This is a genomic window from Sphingomonas bacterium (assembly GCF_903642285.1).
Lineage (GTDB): Bacteria > Pseudomonadota > Alphaproteobacteria > Sphingomonadales > Sphingomonadaceae > Sphingomonas.
Genome location: NZ_CAHJWJ010000028.1, coordinates 1 through 18336, shown reverse-complemented (window position 1 = coordinate 18336; position 18336 = coordinate 1). Strand labels below are relative to the sequence as shown.

The following is an 18336-nucleotide window of genomic DNA, read 5'->3' as shown; positions in this document are numbered from 1 at the left end:
AGGTCGTGTTCTCGATGGCCGTCAATGACCGATAGCCGAGCCGTTGCCCGCCATCGGCGCGACGCCCAGTTCGGCAAGCGGCTCGGTGGCCGCCGTCTGGTTCGCCATCGTCGCGTTCGACGCCATCGCCTGCGATGTGGCCGTGCCAAGCCCCGGTCGTTCGCGCGTCGCCGATCCGATGATCGCGCTGGCCAGCCCGATCAGCAGCACGACGACGGCCAGGCCGATCATCCCGACCTTCACGCGCTGCATCGACTGGCTCGGGTCGCTTCGCCGCTTCATCCGGGCGAAGAATACTCCGCTGCGCCCCTCCTGTCGAACGCGCCTCACGCCAGCCCCTTGGCGGCGCGCCATTCCGGCGAATATAGCGTCGACAGATAGCGGAAGCCGGTATCGCACAGGATGGTCGCGATCCGCTTGCCGGGCCCCAGCCGTTCCGCCAGCCGGACCGCACCCGCGACGTTGATCCCGGCGGACAGGCCCAGGCATAGCCCCTCCTCGTCGAGCAGCCGCCGGGTCCAGTCCCAGCCTTCCGCATCCGAAATCCGGAACTGCGTATCGACCGGTGCCCCTTCCAGATTGGCGGTGATCCGCCCCTGCCCGATCCCTTCCGCGACCGACGACCCTTCCGAATGCAGTTCGCCATGCGCGTAATAATCGTACAGCGCCGCGCCGTGCGGATCGGTCAGCGCGATGCAGACGCCCTCGTCCTTGGCCTTCAGCCCGAGCCCGACCCCCGCGAACGTGCCGCCGGTGCCGACCGCGCAGGTGAAGCCGTCGATCCGCCCCTCCATCTGTTCCCACATCTCCTCGGCGGTGCCGACGATGTGCGCGCGCCGATTAGCGATATTGTCGAACTGGTTCGCCCAGATCGCGTTTTTCGTCTCCTCCGCCACCCGGCGCGAGGTGTGGACGAAATGGCAGGGCGAGGAATAGGGCGCGACGGGAACCAGCATCAGCTCCGCGCCGAGCGCACGCAGCGTGTCCATCTTTTCCTTGGCCTGGTTGTCCGGCATCACGATGATCGTCTTATACCCCTTGGCATTGGCCACGAGCGCCAAGCCGATGCCGGTATTGCCGGCCGTCCCCTCGACGATGGTACCACCGGCGCGAAGCGTGCCGCGCGCCTCCGCATCCTCGACGATGAACAGCGCGGCGCGGTCCTTCACCGACGCACCGGGATTGGCGAATTCGCATTTGCCGAAGATATCGCAGCCGGTCGCCGCGCTGGGGCCTTTCAGCCGGACGAGCGGCGTGTTGCCGATAAGCGAAAGCGTGTCGGGTATCGTGTGCATGCCCGTTAGATGGCCTCATGCTCGGGCGGGAGCAAGCGATCGAAACTTGGGACGGGATGATGCGCAACTGCAACGATCGGCCGCATGCCCGTATGGCATGTTGCGACTGCGAAATAACATGGCGGCGTTACGTCCGATAGGCCCGTCCGAGGCGCGGGAATATCAGCATCCAGCGGCCCAAACCGCGCCATATCGTCCTTGACGGAGGATGCTGCATCAGCGAGATGTTCGGTCGCCATGAAAAGCCCCTTCCTCCCTATCGTCGCCGCCGCGTCGCTGCTCGCGCTGGCTGCCTGCAACTCACAGCCAAAGGCACCGGAGGTCGTCGATGCGAACCCCGATCCGATGGCCAATGCGCTGAAGAACGCCGCGCCGATCGAGATGCCGCCTGCGATCAAGGCGGACAAGTCGCTGCGCTGCAAGGACAACAGCCTCGTCTACGTCACGTTCTTCCAAGGCGACAAGCTGGCGATGGTGCGCACGACGCAGGGTGGTACCGCGACGAAGCTGACCGCGCCCACGACCGGTGCGCCGCTGACTGCCGACGGCTGGAAGCTGACCGGCAGCCCAGACAGCATCGAACTGACGCAACCGGGCAAGGCCGCGCAGAGCTGCAAGTCCTGATTTAGGGTTCGCATGAAATTCCGGGCCGGCGGAGCGATCCGCCGGCCCTTTTCATCGGCGCGACGCCGCTTGCCACACCACCCCGCAATCGGCAGGGTCGCGCGCATGACGACGGTCGCGATCTACAGCCTGAAGGGCGGCGTCGGGAAGACGACGCTGTCGATCAATCTGGCCTGGTGCGCGGCGGAGCGATCGGCGCGGCGGACGTTGCTGTGGGACCTCGACCCGCAGGCCGCGAGCAGCTGGTTGCTCGGCTGCGATACGACGCACAACGACGCGCAAGGAGTCTTCTCGAAGGCGATATCGATCGCCGACCGGGCGCGTCCGACGCCCTATCCGCGCCTCGACCTGATCCCCGCCGACGAATCGTTGCGCGGGCTCGACCGGTTGTTCCACGAACTCGACAAGAAGAAGCGGCTCGCGAAACTGCTGGCGGGACTGAAGGATTATGACCGGATCGTGCTCGACTGCCCGCCCGGGCTGACCGATACCGCTGACCAGGTGATGCGCGCCGCCGACCTGATCGTCGCGCCGGTCATCCCCTCGCCACTGTCCGAACGCGCCTATCGGGCGGTGGTGTCGCATCTCGGCGGCAGGACGCCGGTGATGCCCGTCCACGTCATGGTCGATCGCCGCCGCGGCCTGCACGCCGCCGCGGTGGAACGGCATCCCGACTGGCCCGTCATCCCGATGGCGAGCGTGATCGAACAGACCGCCGCGAAGCGCGCGCCGGTCGGATCGTTCGCGCCGCGATCCGAGGGCGCGAAGGCATTCGACGCGCTGTGGCGGACGATCGAGTTGCGATTGGCGGGTAGGGATGTTTAGCCCCCTCCCGTTTACGGGAGGGGAGACGAGAAGGTGAGTTAATGAACCGCCTGGATCCCCAACTTGTCCTCGGCGCCTATTCCATCGGCGTCTTTCCGATGGCGGACGACCGCGACGCCGCAAGCGTATATTGGGTCGAACCGAAACGCCGCGCGGTCCTGCCGCTGGACGGGCTCCGCCTGTCTAAATCGCTCCGCAAGACGATCGCGGCGGACCGGTTCCGCGTGACGATCGATACCGCCTTCGCCGATATCGTGATGCTTTGTGCGGAAAGCGTCGAGGGTCGGCCGGAGACGTGGATCAACCGCGGCATCGAACAGGCGTTCGGGACGCTACACGCCATGGGTTTCGCGCATTCGATCGAATGCTGGGACGGGGATCGGCTGGTCGGCGGGCTCTACGGCCTTGCGCTGGGACGCGCATTCTTCGGCGAAAGCATGGTCAGTCGCGCGACCGACGCATCGAAGGTCGCACTCGCCTGGCTGGTCGCGCGGATGAGGGCGGGCGGGTTCACCCTGCTCGACTGCCAGTTCCAGACCAGCCACCTCGCCTCGCTCGGCGCGGTGGAGATCGACCGGGCGGATTACTGCGTGTTGCTGGATGCCGCGCTGTCGGGTGTCGTCGGCGCATCGGCAGGTTCGTCCGCCCCCGGCGACCTCTTCGCGGCCGACCGTGCCGCGGGGTCGGTCAACGCGACGGTGTCCGGCCCCTTGTCGGGGAAGGACATCGTACAGCTCTTGGTCCAGACGTCGTAGACCGGGTGCTGCACGACGTTCAGCGACGGCCGTTCCTTGTACAGCCAGCCCGAAAAGACCCGCCGCCAATGCCGGTCATAGCCACGCACATCCAGCTGTACGAACGCGCCGGTCAGATGCTCGTTCTCCCATGGCGCGGTTTCCTCGCACGCGCGCAGCCGGACGACGGTATCGCCGACACGCGCGGCCTGCCCGACCTTCAGCGTCAGATCGCGCGAATCGCCGTTGCGCTTGTTCAGCAGGCCGATCACCGCCACGCGCTGCGCCATCGGGGTCGCGCCCGCATCGACGGCCGCGTCGCCGGTATCGACCGTCTCGACGCCGTCCGCCGCCACGGGCTGGCCGGGCATTTCGGGTATCGACTGGCTGACCGAATCGCCGCCGTCCGCGGGGGTGGTCCGGTGCCATGCACGGAACCCGAGCACCCCGCCGACCAACAGCACCACGGCGAGGACGGCCGCGGCAATCGAGCGTCTCGTCACCCCTCGGGCGTCCAGGCTTCGTAATCGCCGGTCGCCGCCGCACGCCTGCCGCCCATTTCGAGCGCACCGGAGGGACGATAGGCATCGGCGGTGCCGGTCATGTTGGCCATGGCGGATTTCTGCCACGGTCGCGGCATCGGCAGCGCCCGTTCGGGCACGTCCGCGATCTGATGGTGCAGCCAGCCGAACCATTCGGGGGGCACCCGACTGGCATCGTTCGATCCGTTGTAGATCACCCAGCGGCGCGGATTGCCCGCGGTATCGCGGCCGCCCTCATAATAGACGTTGCCGAGCGAATCGGCGCCGACGCGGACCTTGTCGCGCAACCCGTAGAACCAGGTGCCCCAGGTCGCGCCGTTCCACCAGGTGAGGGGATTGAGATTGATGCCCATTGGCCCGCTTACCGCGCCTGCCCGCGGCCATCAACCGGCATCGACCGGACCGCGTCTTGCCTCACGCGTCTTTCTCCACCATCACCGCCAGCGGCCCCTTACGACCCTCGACGATGCGCGCGCGGAGCGGTTCGTCGGGTTCGACCGCGACGATATCGGCGCGGCGCAGCGTTTCCATATGGACGAACACGTCAGCGCCATCGGACAGGCGGACGAGAAAGCCATAGCCTTTCAGCCTGTTGAACCATTTGACCGTGACCGCCTCGAACGGCCCGGCATCCGCGATCAGGGACGCGGGATCGACCCGGTCGCCAACCGGGCGTGGGCGTTGGGGTGGTTCGTCGACCGCGTCGGTGAGGTCGATCGCGACGATTTCGCGCGCCTGGAACCCGCGCCCGCGTGAGATCGCCAGCGTCTCGACGCGTGCGCCCTCGGGCAGGCTGCGCCGGCCATGCGGTTGCAGCACGGAAAAATGGATCAGGATGTCGCCGATCGATTCGTCGTCCGCCACCGCAAATCCGAATCCGCGGGTCACGTCGAACCATTTGACCGTCCCGGCCAGCGGCACCGATTCCGTAGCGTCCGGCCCGTCGAGGTCGTCGGGGCCAATCCGGGCCGACCCCCCCGCATCCTGTGGCGTTTCGCTACGCATCGCACTCACCCCTGTGATGCGACGCTAGCATGGTTCGCGCATGCTGCAACGCCGTCCTTTCCCGCAAAGACGATCAAAGCGAATCCGGGTCGATCGGCTCCCCCGCGGGCAGCGCGACGATCCGCCGCACCAGATCGAAGCCGTGCCCCGCGCGCAGCATCGCCGCGACCTGCTTCTCACGCGTCGCCCGGTCGGGATCGCCCATGCCCCATGGCCCGATCCGCCGCCGCCGCGCATAGGCCAACGCCGCCGCCACGCCGCTTTCCGCGATGTCGGGCGCGATATCCTCGCGATCCGCCTCCCGAACCCCCGCCTGCCGAAGCGCACCGTCGATCCGCCGCGCGCCGAGGCCGCGCCGCGCCATCAGCCCGGCGCGCGCCGCGGCGAACGCACGGTCGTCGACATAGCCGAGTTCCGCCATCCGCTCGGCCAGCGCCGCGGGGTCGGCTGCCGGCCCCTCCCACCCGCGTTCGCGGATCTTGCGGCGCAGATAATCCGCGAGTTTCCCCCGCGTGGTCGCGAAGCGTTCGACGTATCGCAGCGCCAGCCGGTCGAGCGCGGCGGCGTCCAGCGGCGGGATCGGCGACCCGGGGGAGGAACGATTGCGCCGCATGCGCCATGTTTGTGCCACAGTCGCACCCGAATTTGAACGCGCATAACGGGCATTGTGCAAGATCGCATGAGGATCGCCAGCGATCCGCCGGACGAAAGACGAGCATGAAGACCGACCACATCCTTTCGACGGCGACGAGCGACGCAGCTTTGCGCGCGACGCCGACCGAGGATGGCCTGGCGCGCCGCTTCGCCGATTTCGCGACGCTCGGCGACGCGCTGGACTATGCCGCGGCGGGCGGGCGCGGTCTCAATTTCCACGATGCGCGCGGGACGCTGATCCGCCCTTACCGTTTTGCCGAATTGCGCGACGATGCGCTGGCGATGGCGCGGCGGCTGATTGCGGCGGGGGTGAAGCCCGAAGACCGGATCGCGCTGGTTGCCGAAACCAGCCCGGACTTCGCGGCCCTGTTTTTCGGTACGGTCTATGCCGGCGCGTGGCCGGTGCCGCTGCCGCTGCCGACGTCGTTCGGCGGGCGCGATTCCTATATCGAACAGCTGCGCGTCCAGCTGGCCAGTTGCGACCCGGTGATGCTGATCTACCCGCCCGAGCTGGCCGAAATGGCAGGCGCGGCTGCGGTGGCGGCAGCCACCACGGGCGTCGACTGGGCGGAACTGGAAACGCGCCCTGCGCCCGAGGCCGCTTTGCCGGCGGCCGGTCCCGATTCGATCGCCTATCTGCAATATTCCAGCGGTTCGACCCGCTTTCCCCACGGCGTCGTCATCACCCACCGCGCGCTGTTGAACAATCTGGCCGCGCACAGCCACGGCATGGAGGTAGTCGATACCGATCGCTGCGTGTCATGGCTGCCCTGGTATCATGACATGGGGCTGGTCGGGTGCCTATTGTCGCCGATCGCCAACCAGGTGTCGGCGGATTATCTGAAGACCGAGGATTTCGCGCGCCGTCCGCTCGCCTGGCTCGATCTCATCAGCCGCAATACGGGCACCTCGATCAGCTATTCCCCCACCTTCGGCTACGATATCTGCGCACGGCGGATGTCGAGCCAGACCAAGGCCGCCGAACGCTTCGACCTGTCGCGCTGGCGGCTCGCGGGGAACGGCGCGGACATGATCCGGCCCGACGTGATGCAAAGCTTCGTCGACGCCTTCGCCGATGCGGGATTCGCAGCGTCGGCGTTCCTGCCGAGCTACGGGCTGGCGGAGGCGACGCTGGCGGTGTCGATCATGCCGCCCGGCGAGGGTATCCGCGTCGAACTGGTCGAGGAAACGCAGCTGTCGGGCGAAGGGCACGGCCCGGACGGAAAACGCCCGCAGCGTTTCCGTGCGATCGTCAATTGCGGGAAGGCGGTGCGCGACATGAGGATCGAAATCCGCGAGGAGGACGGTACGCCGCTGCCCGAACGCGCGATCGGCAAATTGTGGTGCAAGGGGCCGTCGGTGATGGTCGGCTATTTCCGCGACGACGCCGCGACCGATGCCTGCCTGGTCGACGGCTGGCTCGACACCGGCGACATGGGGTATCTCAGCGACGGTTATGTCTACATCGTCGGCCGCGCCAAGGACATGATCATCGTCAACGGCCGCAACCATTGGCCGCAGGACATCGAATGGGCCGTGGAGCAACTTCCGGGCTTCAAGGCGGGCGACATCGCCGCCTTCGCGATCACGACGCCGGGCGGCGAAGAGACACCGGCGGTCCTGGTCCAGTGCCGCAGTTCCGACGAGGGCGAACGCGCCCGCCTTCGCGACGCCATCCGCGAACGCGTGCGTGCGGTGACCGGCATGAACTGCGTCATCGAATTGATCCCGCCGCGTACGCTGCCGCGGACCAGTTCCGGCAAGCTCAGCCGCGCGAAGGCGCGCAACCTGTATCTGGCGGGCGAGATCAAGCCGTACGACATCGCCGCCTGAGCCGGCGGTCGATCCGAACCGATAGGATCCAAATCCGATGAATCGGGCCGGAATGGCAACGAACCGCTAACGGATTTGCCGTATCGATCCACGGGTGACGATCGAGACCCAAACTCCACCCGTGCCGACGCAAATCGGCTTTACGATACTTCTGGGCCTGCGCGACGGCGCGGACCCGGCCGAATCGGGTCGATTGCGGTCGACGCAGCTGGCCGCCGGGCGGCAGCTCGCCTTCGTCCTGCTCGCCGCCAATCTGACCGGTGCGACCGCATCGTTCGTGCTGCTGGCGAAGACCATCGCGCTTTCCTGGCTGATCGCCTGGTCCGCCGCCGTAGCGGTCGTCGCGGTCACGGTCGCGTTCCGGCGACTGGCGGCGCATCACCGCGAAGACGGCTATGCCCGGCTGCCCGAACTGCGCGACACCGCGTTCGAAGGCGCTGCGCTGGCGATCGTCTGGGCGGTCGTACCGCTCATTTTCTGTCCCCACTCGCCGGGCACGTCCGCCGGATTGGGCGTCACGCTCGCCATCCTGATGACGGCCGCATCGCTGACGATGGCACCACTTGCTCTGGCCACGCTCGTCTTTCTCGCCGGGATCGGCTCCGCGACCGCGGTCGATCTCATATGGTCGGGTGCCTATGCGGCGGCGGTCGGCGTCCTGCTCTTCACGCTGCTGCTCGGTACCGCCTGTGTGGGCCGCGCCCGCGGGCTGATCGCGATCCGCGCCGCCGAACTCGCACTGGCGGAACGCGATGAAACGGTCAGCCTGCTGCTTCGCGAATTCGAGGACAACGGAGCCGACTGGCTGTGGGAAACCGACGCCGCGCGCCGCGTGGTGAAGGCATCGCCGCGCTTCGCCTTCGCCTGCGGGCTGGATCCGGTCACGATCAACGGCATGCCATTCCTTCAGGTGCTGGCCGGGCCCGCCTGGGAAACCGGCAATTTCGCCGTCAGCCTCCACACCCTCGCCGACAAGCTGAAGGGGCGCGAAAGTTTCCGCGACCTGCGCCTGCCGGTCAGCGTGGCGGGCGAGGAACGCTGGTGGGAACTGGCGGCCAGCCCCCGCTTCGACGAACGCGGCGCGTTCATCGGCTTTCGCGGCGTCGGCTCCGACGTCACCGAACAGCGCGCATCGGCGGACAAGATCAACCGCATGGCGCGGTTCGACACGCTGACCGGTCTGCCCAACCGCTTGCTCATCAACGAAACATTGGTGCACGCGATGACCGATGCGGACAAATGGGGCGGCCGCTGCGCGTTCATGATGCTCGATCTCGACCGGTTCAAGGCGGTCAACGATACGCTCGGCCATCCGATCGGCGACCGGTTGCTCGGGCGCGTGTCCGAACGGCTTGGCCAGTTGATGACCACGAACGCGATGTGCGGTCGGCTGGGTGGGGACGAATTCGCGGTCATCGTCCGCGATGCGCGCGACATCGCCGCGGTCGAGGCATTCGCACGTCATATCATCCATACGTTGTCGCAACCCTATGAAGTCGATCAGCACAAGCTCTATGTCGGTGCCAGCATCGGCCTGGCGGTGGGCCCGCGCGACGGCCGCACCGCGGAAATGCTGATCCGCTCCGCCGATCTGGCGCTGTACCGGTCGAAGGACGGCGGCGGCGGCCTCGTCCATGTCTACGAACCCGAATTGCACGTGCAGGCGGAGGAGCGCCGCGTGCTGGAGATGGCGCTTCGCACCGCCTTGGAAAAAGGCGAGATGCACCTCGCCTATCAGCCCGTCGTGGATGCCGGCACCGGGTCGCTGATGGGGTTCGAGGCACTGCTCCGCTGGAACAGCCCGATCTTCGGCACCGTCTCCCCGATGAAGTTCATTCCGCTCGCCGAGGAGGCGCGACTGATCGCGCCGATCGGCGAATGGGTGCTTCGCACCGCCTGTGACGAGGCCGTGCGGTGGCCGACCGACATCCGGGTGGCGGTCAACGTCTCGCCCGATCAGCTGCAGAACCCCAATTTCGTGACCGTCGTCACATCGGCACTGGCGAATAGCGGCCTGTCCGCGGAACGCCTGGAGCTGGAAGTGACCGAGAGCGTCTTCATGCAGGGCCTCGGCGCGACCAAGGTGCTGGAGAAGGTGCTCGACATGGGCGTTCGCCTCAGCCTCGACGATTTCGGGACCGGCTATTCGTCGCTCGGCTATCTCAGCCGCACGCGCTTCTCCTCGATCAAGATCGACCGCAGCTTCGTGCAGGGCGCGTCGAAGGGCGTGCGCGAGGCGATCGCGATCATCCGCGCCGTCGTCGCGCTTGCCAAGAGCCTTGGCATGGCGACGACCGCGGAAGGCGTCGAGACCGAAGCGGAGCACCGGATGGTCCAGGAGCTGGGCTGTTCGAAGGTCCAGGGCTATTATTTCGGTCGCCCCCTCCCCGTCGAGGAAGCGCGCGCGCTGGCCAATCGCGACTGGCGACAATCGCAGGTGGCGTGAACGGGTGTGCCTACCCCAGCATTCCCAGATACGTCGTCGGTGCAGCGGGCAGCATGACCCGCGCGGCCACCGCGGTCGCGATCACCAGCACCAGGACGAACGCCCCGCCGCGCGCCGCCCGCCGTGGCACCGGGGTGCCGTCCGCCAGCAGGACCGCCGCCGCCGCGGTCGCGATCATCGGCCATAGATGATAGCGCAGGTCCGACGCGATGCTCAGCACCGCGAAGCTTGCCTCGAGCAACAGTGCCGACCCCAATAGCGCAGTCGCCACGTCGCGTGCGGGGCGCGGACGCCCCGTCGCCACCGCCATCGCGACGATGGCGATCACGATCCACGCGATCGGCCAGCCGAGCGGCGTTTCCACGAGCACCCCCGCAAACCGCTGCCACGCGACCGCGACCCGCCCGGGCGATCCCAGTTTCAGCGCGTTCGGCTCGGTCGCCTGGGGCGGATTGGCGTCGGGCCAATGCGCCGCCACCAGCCATCGATCGGTGGAGTTCAGGTGCGCGGCACGGTGCGCGGCATAGGCCAGCGGATGCCGGATGATCGCGGTCAGCCACAGCCGGTCGACCGCCCCGGTCGGCAGGGCGCGCAATCGGTTCATCGCCGTCCCGCAATGCGCTGGATCGCCGAGCGGGTCCCAGAAGAACGGCCGCGCGCAACGCCGTGCGATCACCACCGCGCGCTCTTCGGCAAGAAGCCCGGTGCCGTCCGCATCCGGCGTCCGCGCCGCGATCCCCGCCATGTCGAACAACGGCGCGGTAAGTTCGACGCCGCTGGAACTCGCGCCCAGCAGCCGGTGGTTGACGATCGGCGCGAGCGCAAGAACGAGGAGCGTCATACCGATCCACGACCCGGTCCGCACCGGCCAGCGGACGGTCCCCGGCAGCAACAAGACCCCCAGCGGCACCGCGGCGAACACCGCATTGGCGCGCGCCAGCGTCGCATAGGCGATCAGCACGACCACCGCGATCCCGGCCGCGACGGGAACGCGTACACCGCGCAGCCGCCACCACGCCGTCAGTCCCACCGCGGCCAGCAACGCCCCCGTCGCCTGCGCGTCCTTCAACACCACCGCCTGCCATCCCAGGAACGGCGGCAATACGCCGATCGCCAGCATCGCCGCCGCACCGCGCGTCCTGCCCCCCGCCGCCAGCCCCGCCGCGATGCCGCCCAATCCGGTCCAATACAGCGCTATCTGCAGCACCAGCATCGGCGCGGCACCCGGGCCAAGCGGGTGCAGCACCGACCATAACCGCGCCATCACCGGCGGGTGCCAGTCGTCATACGCGCCGGTCACGACCTGCTCATACTGCGCGACGCTGTCGTACATCGCGTAGCCGGGCCAGAAGAGCGCGATCGACAGGGCGCACAGCGACGCCGCGACCACCGCGTAACGCCGTGCCGCCGTCATCCATCGCCGATCATCGTTCGCCATGCGACCAGTGCTGGCACGCGGGGGCAGGCCGGGCAAGCGGCTTGCCCCGGATCGTTCCTTGGGCCCTGGCCGCATATCCTCGCCGACCTGCGACCGGTATCGATCGAAATCAGAAGTGGATCGCCCGGCCGTACGCGCCGAGCACGCTTTCGTGCATCATCTCGCTCAGCGTCGGATGCGCGAAGACGGTCTCCATCAGTTCGGCTTCGGTCGTCTCCAGCTGCCGCGCGACGACATAGCCCTGGATCAGCTCGGTCACTTCCGCGCCGACCATGTGCGCGCCGAGCAATTCGCCGGTCTTCGCATCGAACACCGTCTTCACGAACCCTTCGGCTTCGCCGAGCGCGATCGCCTTGCCGTTGCCGATGAAGGGGAATTTGCCGACCTTGAGGTCGTAACCCGCTTCCTTCGCCTTCGCCTCGGTCATCCCGACGCTCGCCACCTGCGGGCGCGAATAGGTGCAGCCGGGGATATTGCCCTTGTCCATCCGGTGCGGCGATCCGCCTGCCATCTTCTCGACCGCGATCACGCCTTCATGGCTGGCCTTGTGCGCCAGCCACGGCGCACCCGTGACATCGCCGATCGCCCACACGCCATCGACATTGGTGCGGCCATAGCCGTCGGTCGCGATATGCCCGCGCTCGGTCTCGACGCCCAGCGCCTCCAGCCCGATATCCTCCGTATTCGGCACGATACCGATCGCGACGATGACATGGCTGTACGCATCGGTCGCGACCTTGCCGTCCCGGCCCTTGATCGACGCCGTCACCTCGGTCGCGCCGGTCTCGATCTTCTCGACCCCGACACCCGTCAGGATAGTGATCCCCTGCTTGGTCAGCGCTTTCTCCATGAACGCGCTCACCTCCTCGTCCTCGACGGGCAGGATTCGCGGCAGCATCTCGACGATCGTCACGTCCGCGCCCATGTCGTTGTAGAAGCTGGCGAACTCCACGCCGATCGCACCCGATCCGATGACCAGCAATTTGGTGGGCATCTCGGTCGGCACCATTGCGTGGCGATAGGTCCAGATGCGCGCACCATCGGCCCTGGCGAACGGCAGGTCGCGCGCGCGGGCACCGGTCGCGACGATGATGTTCTTGGCGACCAGCTCGACGGTCTTGCCTGCCCCGGACCCCGATCCGGGGTCGCCCTGCTTGACGCTCAGCCCGCCCTTGCCGGTCAGCGTGCCGACGCCCTCATAGACCGTGACCTTGTTCTTCTTCATCAGGCCCTTGACGCCAGCGTTCAGCTGCCCCGCCACCTTGCGGCTGCGATCGACGACCTTGGCGAGATCGAACCCGACATTGTCCGCGCTCAGCCCGTAATCCGCGGCGTGCTGCATGTAATGATAGATTTCCGACGTGCGCAACAGCGCCTTGGTCGGGATGCATCCCCAGTTGAGGCAGATCCCCCCCAACCGCTCGCGTTCCACGATCGCGGTCTTCAGTCCCAGCTGGCTCGCGCGGATGGCCGCGACATAGCCGCCGGGCCCGGAACCGAGGATCACGAGGTCGAATTGGTCAGGCATCATCTCTTCCCGTCTTGATCGAAGCGTGCATCGGCATCAGCCGCCGACGCCCGCCGAATGTTGAAGCTGTTCCAGACGACCACGCCCACCCCGAACAGATCGCGATCGTTGCTCCAGATCGCGTCTCCGCTGGCGAGGGCCAGCGCTACGAGTGGCCAATCCTTCTCCCCGCCTCGTTGCAGCCGGCCGCGCGCTTCGTCCTCGAGACCGACATATTGCTCGGCGGGAATCGTGAACAGCAGCTCTTCCGCCCAACCGAACAAGTCCGCACCATCTCGACCGACTTTGACGGCTTGTGCGGCCGTTACGAGCCTCGCCTCCCTCATCTGAGCAAATGGGATCAGCAGTGTATGACCGCGGTCGGCCAGGTACTGAAGAAGCGGCCGAGATTGCCCGAGCGACGCGGATATGACGACGTTTGCATCAACGATCATTGGCTTGTTCGAGCGGCTCACCCCAAGGACTGAGTCCGATTTCTGCGAGCAGTACGCTGGTATCGATGCCGTGCGCGCGAAGTTCGTCCTGCGCTTCCTGATGCCTGATGCCCGCCAAACGCGCGCGCTCCAGCCTTTCCGGGTCCATCTTCGGCCACGGCGTATAGGTGCCGATCACCTGGCCCCGATCGGTCAGTTGGACCTGCTCACGACCTCGCGCCACCTCGCCGAGGCGTTCGCGAAATTCCTTGATCCCCATTTTCATGATGGCCGCCCCGAAAGTGTCACCCCAAGATACACTTTTGTCGCCTCGGTTCAACCAGCGAGCCGCCGCGGCCTTCGTTCCTCGTCCGTCGCGACGAACACGAACCGCGCCTGCGTCACCTTGCACATGTCCTCGACGTGCCGTGCGCGACGCCAGGCCTCGACCTCGATCGTCATCGACGTGTTGCCGACCGCGATCAGCGTCGCGAACACCGACACCTCGTCGCCGACCAGCACCGGCGCGTGGAATTTCATCGCGTCGACCGCGATCGTCACCGCGCGCCCGCCCGAATGGCGCGACGCGACCGATCCCGCGGCCAGATCCATCTGCCCCATCAGCCAGCCGCCGAAGATGTCGCCGTAAGGGTTCGCATCGCCCGGCATCGCGGTCACGCGGATCGTCGGCGCGGCGCCGGGCAGCACGTCCGTCATGCGCGACGCCATGCGTTCCATGCGCGGGCGAGCGACGGCAATCCCATCGCCGCGACCGATGCGACCGCGACCATCCCGATCGACCAGAGCGTCGTGTGGCCCAGCGGATAGCTCCACGTCATCCCCCAGACGAAGGCGAACATCGCGCCCACGCTGCCGATGAAGAACGCCAGCTCGGTCCAGAAATGGCGACGGGCGGAGATCATCGCATCAGGCCAGCATGCCGAGCGGGTGTTCGACCAGCTGCCTGAACGCCTGCATCAATTGCGCGCCGTCCGCGCCGTCGATCGCGCGGTGGTCGAAGCTGCCGGTCGCCGTCATGACCGTCGCGATACCGAGCGCATCGTCGATCACCCAGGGCCGCTTCTCGCCGGCGCCGATCGCCAGGATCATGCCCTGGGGCGGGTTGATGACCGCGTCGAACTGCGTGATGCCGTACATCCCCATGTTGCTGATCGACGCGGTGCCGCCCTGATATTCCTCGGGCTTCAGCTTGTTGTCGCGAGCCCGCGCGGCGAGGTCCTTCATCGCGGTCGAGATCGACGACAGCGAGCGCGTGTCCGCCGCCGCGACGATCGGCGTGATGAGCCCCGACGGCGTCGACACCGCGACCGAGATGTCCGCCCGCCGGAAGCTGACGAGAGCGTCCGGCGTGAACATCACGTTGCACTTGGGCACCTGCATCAGCGCGACGGCCAGCGCCTTGATCAATAGGTCATTGACCGACAGCTTGACCCCGCGCGACGCCAGGCTGGCGTTCAGCTCGGTCCGCAATGCCAGCAGCGCGTCGAGCCGGACGTCGACCGTCAGATAGATGTGCGGGACGGTCTGCTTCGATTCGGTCAGCCGGCGCGCGATCGTCTTGCGGATATTGCTGAGCTTGGTCGTCTCGTGCGGGATATCCGGGATCGCCGCCGGTTTCGCCGGGGCGGCAGGTGTCGCAGCGATGGGCGCGTCCTCCCCCTTCCCCGCCGACGCGACCGCAGCCGACTCCACCCCCACGGGCTTAGCCCCCTCGACGTCCGCCTTCACGATCCGCCCGTTCGGCCCCGAACCGGTCACGCCCGACAGGTCGATGCCCTTGTCCGCGGCGATCCGGCGTGCGAGCGGGCTGGCCTTCAGGCGGTCGCCTGCGTCGCCATGATCGGCCGATACGGCGGCGGGGCCGGCGTCCGCCGGACGACCATGATCCTCCGCCCCCGCCTCGGTCCGTGCCACGGGCTTCGCCTCGTCGCAATTGTCATTGGGATCGGTCGGATCGGGTCGCGGTTCGGACGCCGCCGCCGCCGGCACCGGCGTGTCGCTCTTGGTCGGAACGGGGGCTGCGGACGCATCCTCGCCGTCCTCCGCCAGGATCGCGATCGCGGTGCCGACCTTCACGCCGTCGGTGCCCTCGGCCACCAGGATCTTCGCGATCACCCCCTCGTCGACCGCCTCGAACTCCATCGTCGCCTTGTCGGTCTCGATCTCGGCCATGATGTCGCCGGATTTCACGGCATCGCCTTCCTTCACCAGCCATTTGGCCAGCGTGCCTTCCTCCATGGTCGGCGACAAAGCGGGCATCTTGATCTCGATCGACATGCGGTTCCTCGAACATATCCGGCACGGCTTTCTCTCGCCCTCCATCACCACGCGGTCAAGGCACGATACTTGCGCGGGGCTCGCAGGCGCGTCACCATGCGCCGCGAAAGGGCAGCCCATGCGCATCTATCTGGTGGTCGTCGACGACAGCGCGGAATCGAGCATCGCGCTCCGCTTCGCCGCGCGGCGCGCGGTCAAGACCGGCGGCGGCGTGGAGATCCTGACGATCCTGCCGCCGGCGGAGTTCATGGCGTTCGGCGGCGTGCAGGCGACGATCGAGGAGGAGGCGCGGCTGCATGCCGAGGGGCTGGTCGCCGCGGCGGCGGGTACCATCATCGAGGAATCCGGTCTGCGCCCCTCGATCACGGTGCGCGAAGGCGACGCTCCGACCATCGTGCGCGCGCTGATCGCCGGCAATCCCGACATCGCCGCGCTGGTGCTCGGCGCGGCGGCCAGCGGCGCGCCGGGGGCGCTGGTGACGCATTTCGCGGGTGCCGACGCGGGCGCGCTGACGGTGCCGCTGATGATCGTGCCGGGATCGCTGACGCGGGAGCAGATCGATCGGTTGAGCTAGGGCCGGCCGGCCACCCTTTCCTTCGTCATCCCCGCGAAAGCGGGGATGACGGTCGGGGGGCGTGAAAGCCATGCGTAACCGCCGTCACCAGCGATAGTTGAAACTGACGCTGATCCGCTCGCCCTTGCCCTCGTTCGGCTGCACCTCGTGCCGCAGCCAGCTTTCCCACAGCAGCAGCGTTCCCGGTACCGGATCGATCGTCACGAACCGACGTAGCGCGACCGGCGCATCAGCGATCCGGGTCGGGGCCGCCATCATCATCGCCAGCCGCGGGTCCTCGAACCGCAATCCCCCCGCCCCCGCCGGCACCGCGATATAGAAGGTCCCCGACACCACGCTGTGCGGATGGATATGCCCCGAATGCGCGCCGCCTGCCTTCAGGATATTGACCCAAAGGCTGTCGAGCTTCAGCCGCCGCCCCGCCAGATCGAAGGCGCAGTCCTTGGCGAACGCCGCGACGTGACGGTCCAGCCGCCGCTTCAGTTCCGCGAAATCGGGGTCGCGCTTCGGCAGGTCGCCGAGCGAGGCGTAGGAGGTATAGCCCCGATAGCCATGGTCCCGCGACCAGCGCCGCCCCGCGCCGTCGTCCACCGCGAGCCGGCGACAGGCGGTGTCGAGCGCGGCGACGAAGGCGGGATCGTCGATCCGGTCCTCCGCGACGAGCGAGGCGAAGATGCTGTGCGCGGGCATGGCCGCGCCATAGGTCGCGCACGCCTTGCGCGCCAGTCGCTCCCGCTTTACCCCGCCCTCTCGATGGAACGATCGGACCACCGCCCCGCCAATATGATCGAAGGCGGTGCCGTCTTCCCGCATCGCCACCTGACCGGCATCGATGGCCTGCAACCGCACGAGATCGCGTTCCTGCTCGACGAGGCGGAGACCTGGGTCGGCGCGAACCGCGCGCACGCGACGCCCGACAAGCGCCTCGACGGACTGACCCTCATCAACGCGTTCTTCGAGAACTCGACGCGCACGCTGCTGTCGTTCGAGATCGCGGGCAAGCGGCTCGGGGCGGACGTCGTCAACATGCACGCCGCTCAGTCGAGCGTGAAGAAGGGCGAGACGCTGATCGACACCGCCCAAACCCTCAATGCCATGCGCGCCGACGTCATCGTCATCCGCCACATGTCGTCTGGCGCGGTGCGGCTGATCGCGGACAAGGTCGACTGCCCAGTGCTGAACGCCGGCGACGGGCGGCACGAGCATCCGACGCAGGCGCTGCTCGATGCGCTGACGATCCGGCGGCGACGCGGGTCGATCGCGGGGCAGCGCGTCGTGATCTGCGGCGACCTGTTGCACAGCCGCGTCGCGCGCTCGAACATCCTGGCGCTGACCGCGCTCGCCGCCGAGGTCCGCGTCTGCGCGCCGACCACGCTGATGCCCGCGGCGATCGAGCGCATGGGCGTTACCCCGTTCACCGATTTCGACGCCGCGCTGGAAGGGGCGGATGTGGTCATGATGCTGCGCCTCCAGACCGAGCGGATGGCGGGGGGATATGTCCCTAGCCCACGCGAATATCGCCTCCGCTACGGGCTGACGGCGGAGCGGTTCGCGCGGGTGCCGGACGCGCTGGTGATGCATCCCGGGCCGATGAACCGGGGGATCGAGATCGACTCCGCCGTCGCCGACCACGCCCGATCGGCGATCACCGAACAGGTGGAGATGGGCGTCGCGGTGCGGATGGCGTGCCTGGATGTACTGACGCGGCGCGCTCGCGGTGTGGAGGGATGGGCGTGAACCTCCACTTCACCAACGCCCGCATCGTCTGCCCCGTGAACGGCGAGCGAACCGGCGACCTGTTCGTCGCGGACGGCGTCATCGTCGACACCCTCGACGGCCCGGCCGAGGTCGTCGACTGCAACGGCGCGGTCCTTGCCCCCGGCATCATCGACCTCGGCGTCTTCGCGGTCGATCGCGCCGCCTGCCGCGCGGGCGGCATCGTGCGCGTGGGGCTGATGCCCGACCAGTCGCCCGTGCTCGACGACCCCGGCATCGTCCAGCGGTCCGCCTTGGTCGGCAAGCCCGACCTGTGGATCCACCCCATCGCCGCCGCGACCCGCGCGCTGGCGGGCGCGGACCTGGCGGAAATGGCGACCTGCGCGTCGGCCGGCGCGCGCGCGGTCGGCA

The 18336-nt window shown here is 67.8% G+C and carries 20 protein-coding genes and 2 pseudogenes; 8 read left to right on the top strand and 14 right to left on the bottom strand.

What is annotated here, in order from left to right; translation table 11 throughout:
* Nucleotides 1-21: 21 nt before the first annotated feature.
* Together HUU99_RS13160 and HUU99_RS13155 are read right to left on the bottom strand one after the other, a co-directional pair.
* On the bottom strand, nt 22-330 hold the full coding sequence (locus tag HUU99_RS13160; protein WP_254603194.1) for a hypothetical protein: 309 nt from the start codon (nt 328-330) through the stop codon (nt 22-24).
* Complete coding sequence (locus HUU99_RS13155) at nt 327-1295, bottom strand: cysteine synthase A (RefSeq protein WP_174287036.1); 969 nt, start codon at nt 1293-1295, stop codon at nt 327-329. The genes HUU99_RS13160 and HUU99_RS13155 overlap by 4 nt, the downstream gene beginning before the upstream one ends.
* A 237-nt stretch (nt 1296-1532) precedes the next feature.
* Here HUU99_RS13155 and HUU99_RS13150 point away from each other — a divergent pair, with 237 nt between their 5' ends.
* The 3 genes from HUU99_RS13150 (at nt 1533) to aat (ending at nt 3499) form a co-directional block, all read left to right on the top strand.
* Nucleotides 1533-1919, top strand: a complete 387-nt coding sequence (locus tag HUU99_RS13150; protein WP_174287035.1) for a hypothetical protein — start codon at nt 1533-1535, stop codon at nt 1917-1919.
* A gap of 105 nt (nt 1920-2024) precedes the next feature.
* Nucleotides 2025-2744: a ParA family protein gene (locus tag HUU99_RS13145; protein WP_174287034.1), complete on the top strand. Its 720-nt coding sequence runs from the start codon at nt 2025-2027 to the stop codon at nt 2742-2744.
* Between the two features lie 41 nt (nt 2745-2785).
* A complete protein-coding gene (gene aat / locus HUU99_RS13140; RefSeq protein ID WP_174287033.1) occupies nt 2786-3499 on the top strand; it encodes a leucyl/phenylalanyl-tRNA--protein transferase in 714 nt (237 codons plus the stop codon).
* Nucleotides 3500-3534: 35 nt separating this feature from the next.
* On the opposite strand, the pseudogene HUU99_RS15650 reads toward aat, so the two are convergent.
* The 4 genes and pseudogenes from HUU99_RS15650 to HUU99_RS13120 form a co-directional block, all read right to left on the bottom strand.
* Nucleotides 3535-3768: pseudogene (locus HUU99_RS15650) on the bottom strand (DUF2155 domain-containing protein); the annotation flags it as partial.
* Nucleotides 3769-3977: 209 nt separating this feature from the next.
* Nucleotides 3978-4373, bottom strand: coding sequence for an NADH:ubiquinone oxidoreductase subunit NDUFA12 (locus HUU99_RS13130; RefSeq protein ID WP_174287032.1), 396 nt, complete (start codon nt 4371-4373; stop codon nt 3978-3980).
* Nucleotides 4374-4434: 61 nt separating this feature from the next.
* Complete coding sequence (locus HUU99_RS13125) at nt 4435-5025, bottom strand: cold-shock protein (protein WP_174287031.1); 591 nt, start codon at nt 5023-5025, stop codon at nt 4435-4437.
* 73 nt (nt 5026-5098) lie between these two features.
* A complete protein-coding gene (locus HUU99_RS13120; RefSeq protein ID WP_174287030.1) occupies nt 5099-5638 on the bottom strand; it encodes a RecX family transcriptional regulator in 540 nt (179 codons plus the stop codon).
* A gap of 104 nt (nt 5639-5742) precedes the next feature.
* On the opposite strand from HUU99_RS13120, the gene HUU99_RS13115 reads away from it, so the two are divergent.
* Nucleotides 5743-7512, top strand: a complete 1770-nt coding sequence (locus HUU99_RS13115) for a fatty acyl-AMP ligase (protein ID WP_174287029.1) — start codon at nt 5743-5745, stop codon at nt 7510-7512.
* A 94-nt stretch (nt 7513-7606) separates the two neighbouring features.
* Complete coding sequence (locus tag HUU99_RS13110) at nt 7607-9958, top strand: putative bifunctional diguanylate cyclase/phosphodiesterase (protein WP_174287028.1); 2352 nt, start codon at nt 7607-7609, stop codon at nt 9956-9958.
* 10 nt (nt 9959-9968) lie between these two features.
* Here the strand turns inward: HUU99_RS13110 and HUU99_RS13105 are convergent, their stop codons facing one another.
* The 7 genes from HUU99_RS13105 to HUU99_RS13075 form a co-directional block, all read right to left on the bottom strand.
* The gene (locus HUU99_RS13105) at nt 9969-11372 is read right to left on the bottom strand and encodes a hypothetical protein (protein WP_174287052.1); all 1404 of its coding nucleotides are present in this window, start codon (nt 11370-11372) and stop codon (nt 9969-9971) included.
* Nucleotides 11373-11505: 133 nt separating this feature from the next.
* Nucleotides 11506-12924 carry a dihydrolipoyl dehydrogenase gene (lpdA, locus tag HUU99_RS13100; protein WP_174287027.1) on the bottom strand — a complete coding sequence of 473 codons (1419 nt, stop codon included), beginning with the start codon at nt 12922-12924 and terminating at the stop codon, nt 11506-11508.
* Nucleotides 12924-13358 carry a PIN domain-containing protein gene (locus HUU99_RS13095; RefSeq protein WP_174287026.1) on the bottom strand — a complete coding sequence of 145 codons (435 nt, stop codon included), beginning with the start codon at nt 13356-13358 and terminating at the stop codon, nt 12924-12926. Before HUU99_RS13095 ends, lpdA begins: the two co-directional genes overlap by 1 nt.
* Nucleotides 13348-13623: a hypothetical protein gene (locus tag HUU99_RS13090; protein ID WP_174287025.1), complete on the bottom strand. Its 276-nt coding sequence runs from the start codon at nt 13621-13623 to the stop codon at nt 13348-13350. The genes HUU99_RS13095 and HUU99_RS13090 overlap by 11 nt, the downstream gene beginning before the upstream one ends.
* Nucleotides 13624-13673: 50 nt before the next feature.
* The gene (locus HUU99_RS13085) at nt 13674-14054 is read right to left on the bottom strand and encodes an acyl-CoA thioesterase (RefSeq protein WP_254603192.1); all 381 of its coding nucleotides are present in this window, start codon (nt 14052-14054) and stop codon (nt 13674-13676) included.
* Complete coding sequence (locus HUU99_RS13080) at nt 14051-14260, bottom strand: hypothetical protein (protein WP_174287023.1); 210 nt, start codon at nt 14258-14260, stop codon at nt 14051-14053. The genes HUU99_RS13085 and HUU99_RS13080 overlap by 4 nt, the downstream gene beginning before the upstream one ends.
* Before the next feature lie 4 nt (nt 14261-14264).
* Nucleotides 14265-15635, bottom strand: coding sequence for a pyruvate dehydrogenase complex dihydrolipoamide acetyltransferase (locus HUU99_RS13075; protein WP_174287022.1), 1371 nt, complete (start codon nt 15633-15635; stop codon nt 14265-14267).
* 118 nt (nt 15636-15753) lie between these two features.
* Between HUU99_RS13075 and HUU99_RS13070 the strand changes: the two genes are divergently transcribed.
* A complete protein-coding gene (locus HUU99_RS13070) occupies nt 15754-16209 on the top strand; it encodes a universal stress protein (RefSeq protein ID WP_174287021.1) in 456 nt (151 codons plus the stop codon).
* Nucleotides 16210-16293: 84 nt separating this feature from the next.
* Here HUU99_RS13070 and HUU99_RS13065 read toward each other — a convergent pair whose 3' ends face one another.
* Nucleotides 16294-16899 (bottom strand): TIGR02466 family protein, encoded by a 606-nt coding sequence (locus tag HUU99_RS13065; protein WP_174287020.1) that lies wholly within the window; start codon nt 16897-16899, stop codon nt 16294-16296.
* A gap of 63 nt (nt 16900-16962) precedes the next feature.
* On the opposite strand from HUU99_RS13065, the gene HUU99_RS13060 reads away from it, so the two are divergent.
* Complete coding sequence (locus HUU99_RS13060) at nt 16963-17946, top strand: aspartate carbamoyltransferase catalytic subunit (protein WP_174287019.1); 984 nt, start codon at nt 16963-16965, stop codon at nt 17944-17946.
* A pseudogene (locus HUU99_RS13055) lies at nt 17943-18336 on the top strand (dihydroorotase); the annotation flags it as partial. The gene HUU99_RS13060 and the pseudogene HUU99_RS13055, both read left to right, overlap by 4 nt.

Bases quoted from the DNA above. Each gene is read 5' to 3' on its own strand.
- HUU99_RS13155 (WP_174287036.1), bottom strand. From the start codon at position 1,295: ATGCACACGATACCCGACACGCTTTCGCTTATCGGCAACACGCCGCTC.
- HUU99_RS13150 (WP_174287035.1), top strand. From the start codon at position 1,533: ATGAAAAGCCCCTTCCTCCCTATCGTCGCCGCCGCGTCGCTGCTCGCG.
- HUU99_RS13145 (WP_174287034.1), top strand. From the start codon at position 2,025: ATGACGACGGTCGCGATCTACAGCCTGAAGGGCGGCGTCGGGAAGACG.
- aat (WP_174287033.1), top strand. From the start codon at position 2,786: ATGAACCGCCTGGATCCCCAACTTGTCCTCGGCGCCTATTCCATCGGC.
- HUU99_RS13130 (WP_174287032.1), bottom strand. From the start codon at position 4,373: ATGGGCATCAATCTCAATCCCCTCACCTGGTGGAACGGCGCGACCTGG.
- HUU99_RS13125 (WP_174287031.1), bottom strand. From the start codon at position 5,025: ATGCGTAGCGAAACGCCACAGGATGCGGGGGGGTCGGCCCGGATTGGC.
- HUU99_RS13120 (WP_174287030.1), bottom strand. From the start codon at position 5,638: ATGCGGCGCAATCGTTCCTCCCCCGGGTCGCCGATCCCGCCGCTGGAC.
- HUU99_RS13115 (WP_174287029.1), top strand. From the start codon at position 5,743: ATGAAGACCGACCACATCCTTTCGACGGCGACGAGCGACGCAGCTTTG.
- HUU99_RS13105 (WP_174287052.1), bottom strand. From the start codon at position 11,372: ATGACGGCGGCACGGCGTTACGCGGTGGTCGCGGCGTCGCTGTGCGCC.
- lpdA (WP_174287027.1), bottom strand. From the start codon at position 12,924: ATGCCTGACCAATTCGACCTCGTGATCCTCGGTTCCGGGCCCGGCGGC.
- HUU99_RS13095 (WP_174287026.1), bottom strand. From the start codon at position 13,358: ATGATCGTTGATGCAAACGTCGTCATATCCGCGTCGCTCGGGCAATCT.
- HUU99_RS13090 (WP_174287025.1), bottom strand. From the start codon at position 13,623: ATGAAAATGGGGATCAAGGAATTTCGCGAACGCCTCGGCGAGGTGGCG.
- HUU99_RS13085 (WP_254603192.1), bottom strand. From the start codon at position 14,054: ATGACGGACGTGCTGCCCGGCGCCGCGCCGACGATCCGCGTGACCGCG.
- HUU99_RS13080 (WP_174287023.1), bottom strand. From the start codon at position 14,260: ATGATCTCCGCCCGTCGCCATTTCTGGACCGAGCTGGCGTTCTTCATC.
- HUU99_RS13075 (WP_174287022.1), bottom strand. From the start codon at position 15,635: ATGTCGATCGAGATCAAGATGCCCGCTTTGTCGCCGACCATGGAGGAA.
- HUU99_RS13070 (WP_174287021.1), top strand. From the start codon at position 15,754: ATGCGCATCTATCTGGTGGTCGTCGACGACAGCGCGGAATCGAGCATC.
- HUU99_RS13065 (WP_174287020.1), bottom strand. From the start codon at position 16,899: ATGCCCGCGCACAGCATCTTCGCCTCGCTCGTCGCGGAGGACCGGATC.
- HUU99_RS13060 (WP_174287019.1), top strand. From the start codon at position 16,963: ATGGAACGATCGGACCACCGCCCCGCCAATATGATCGAAGGCGGTGCC.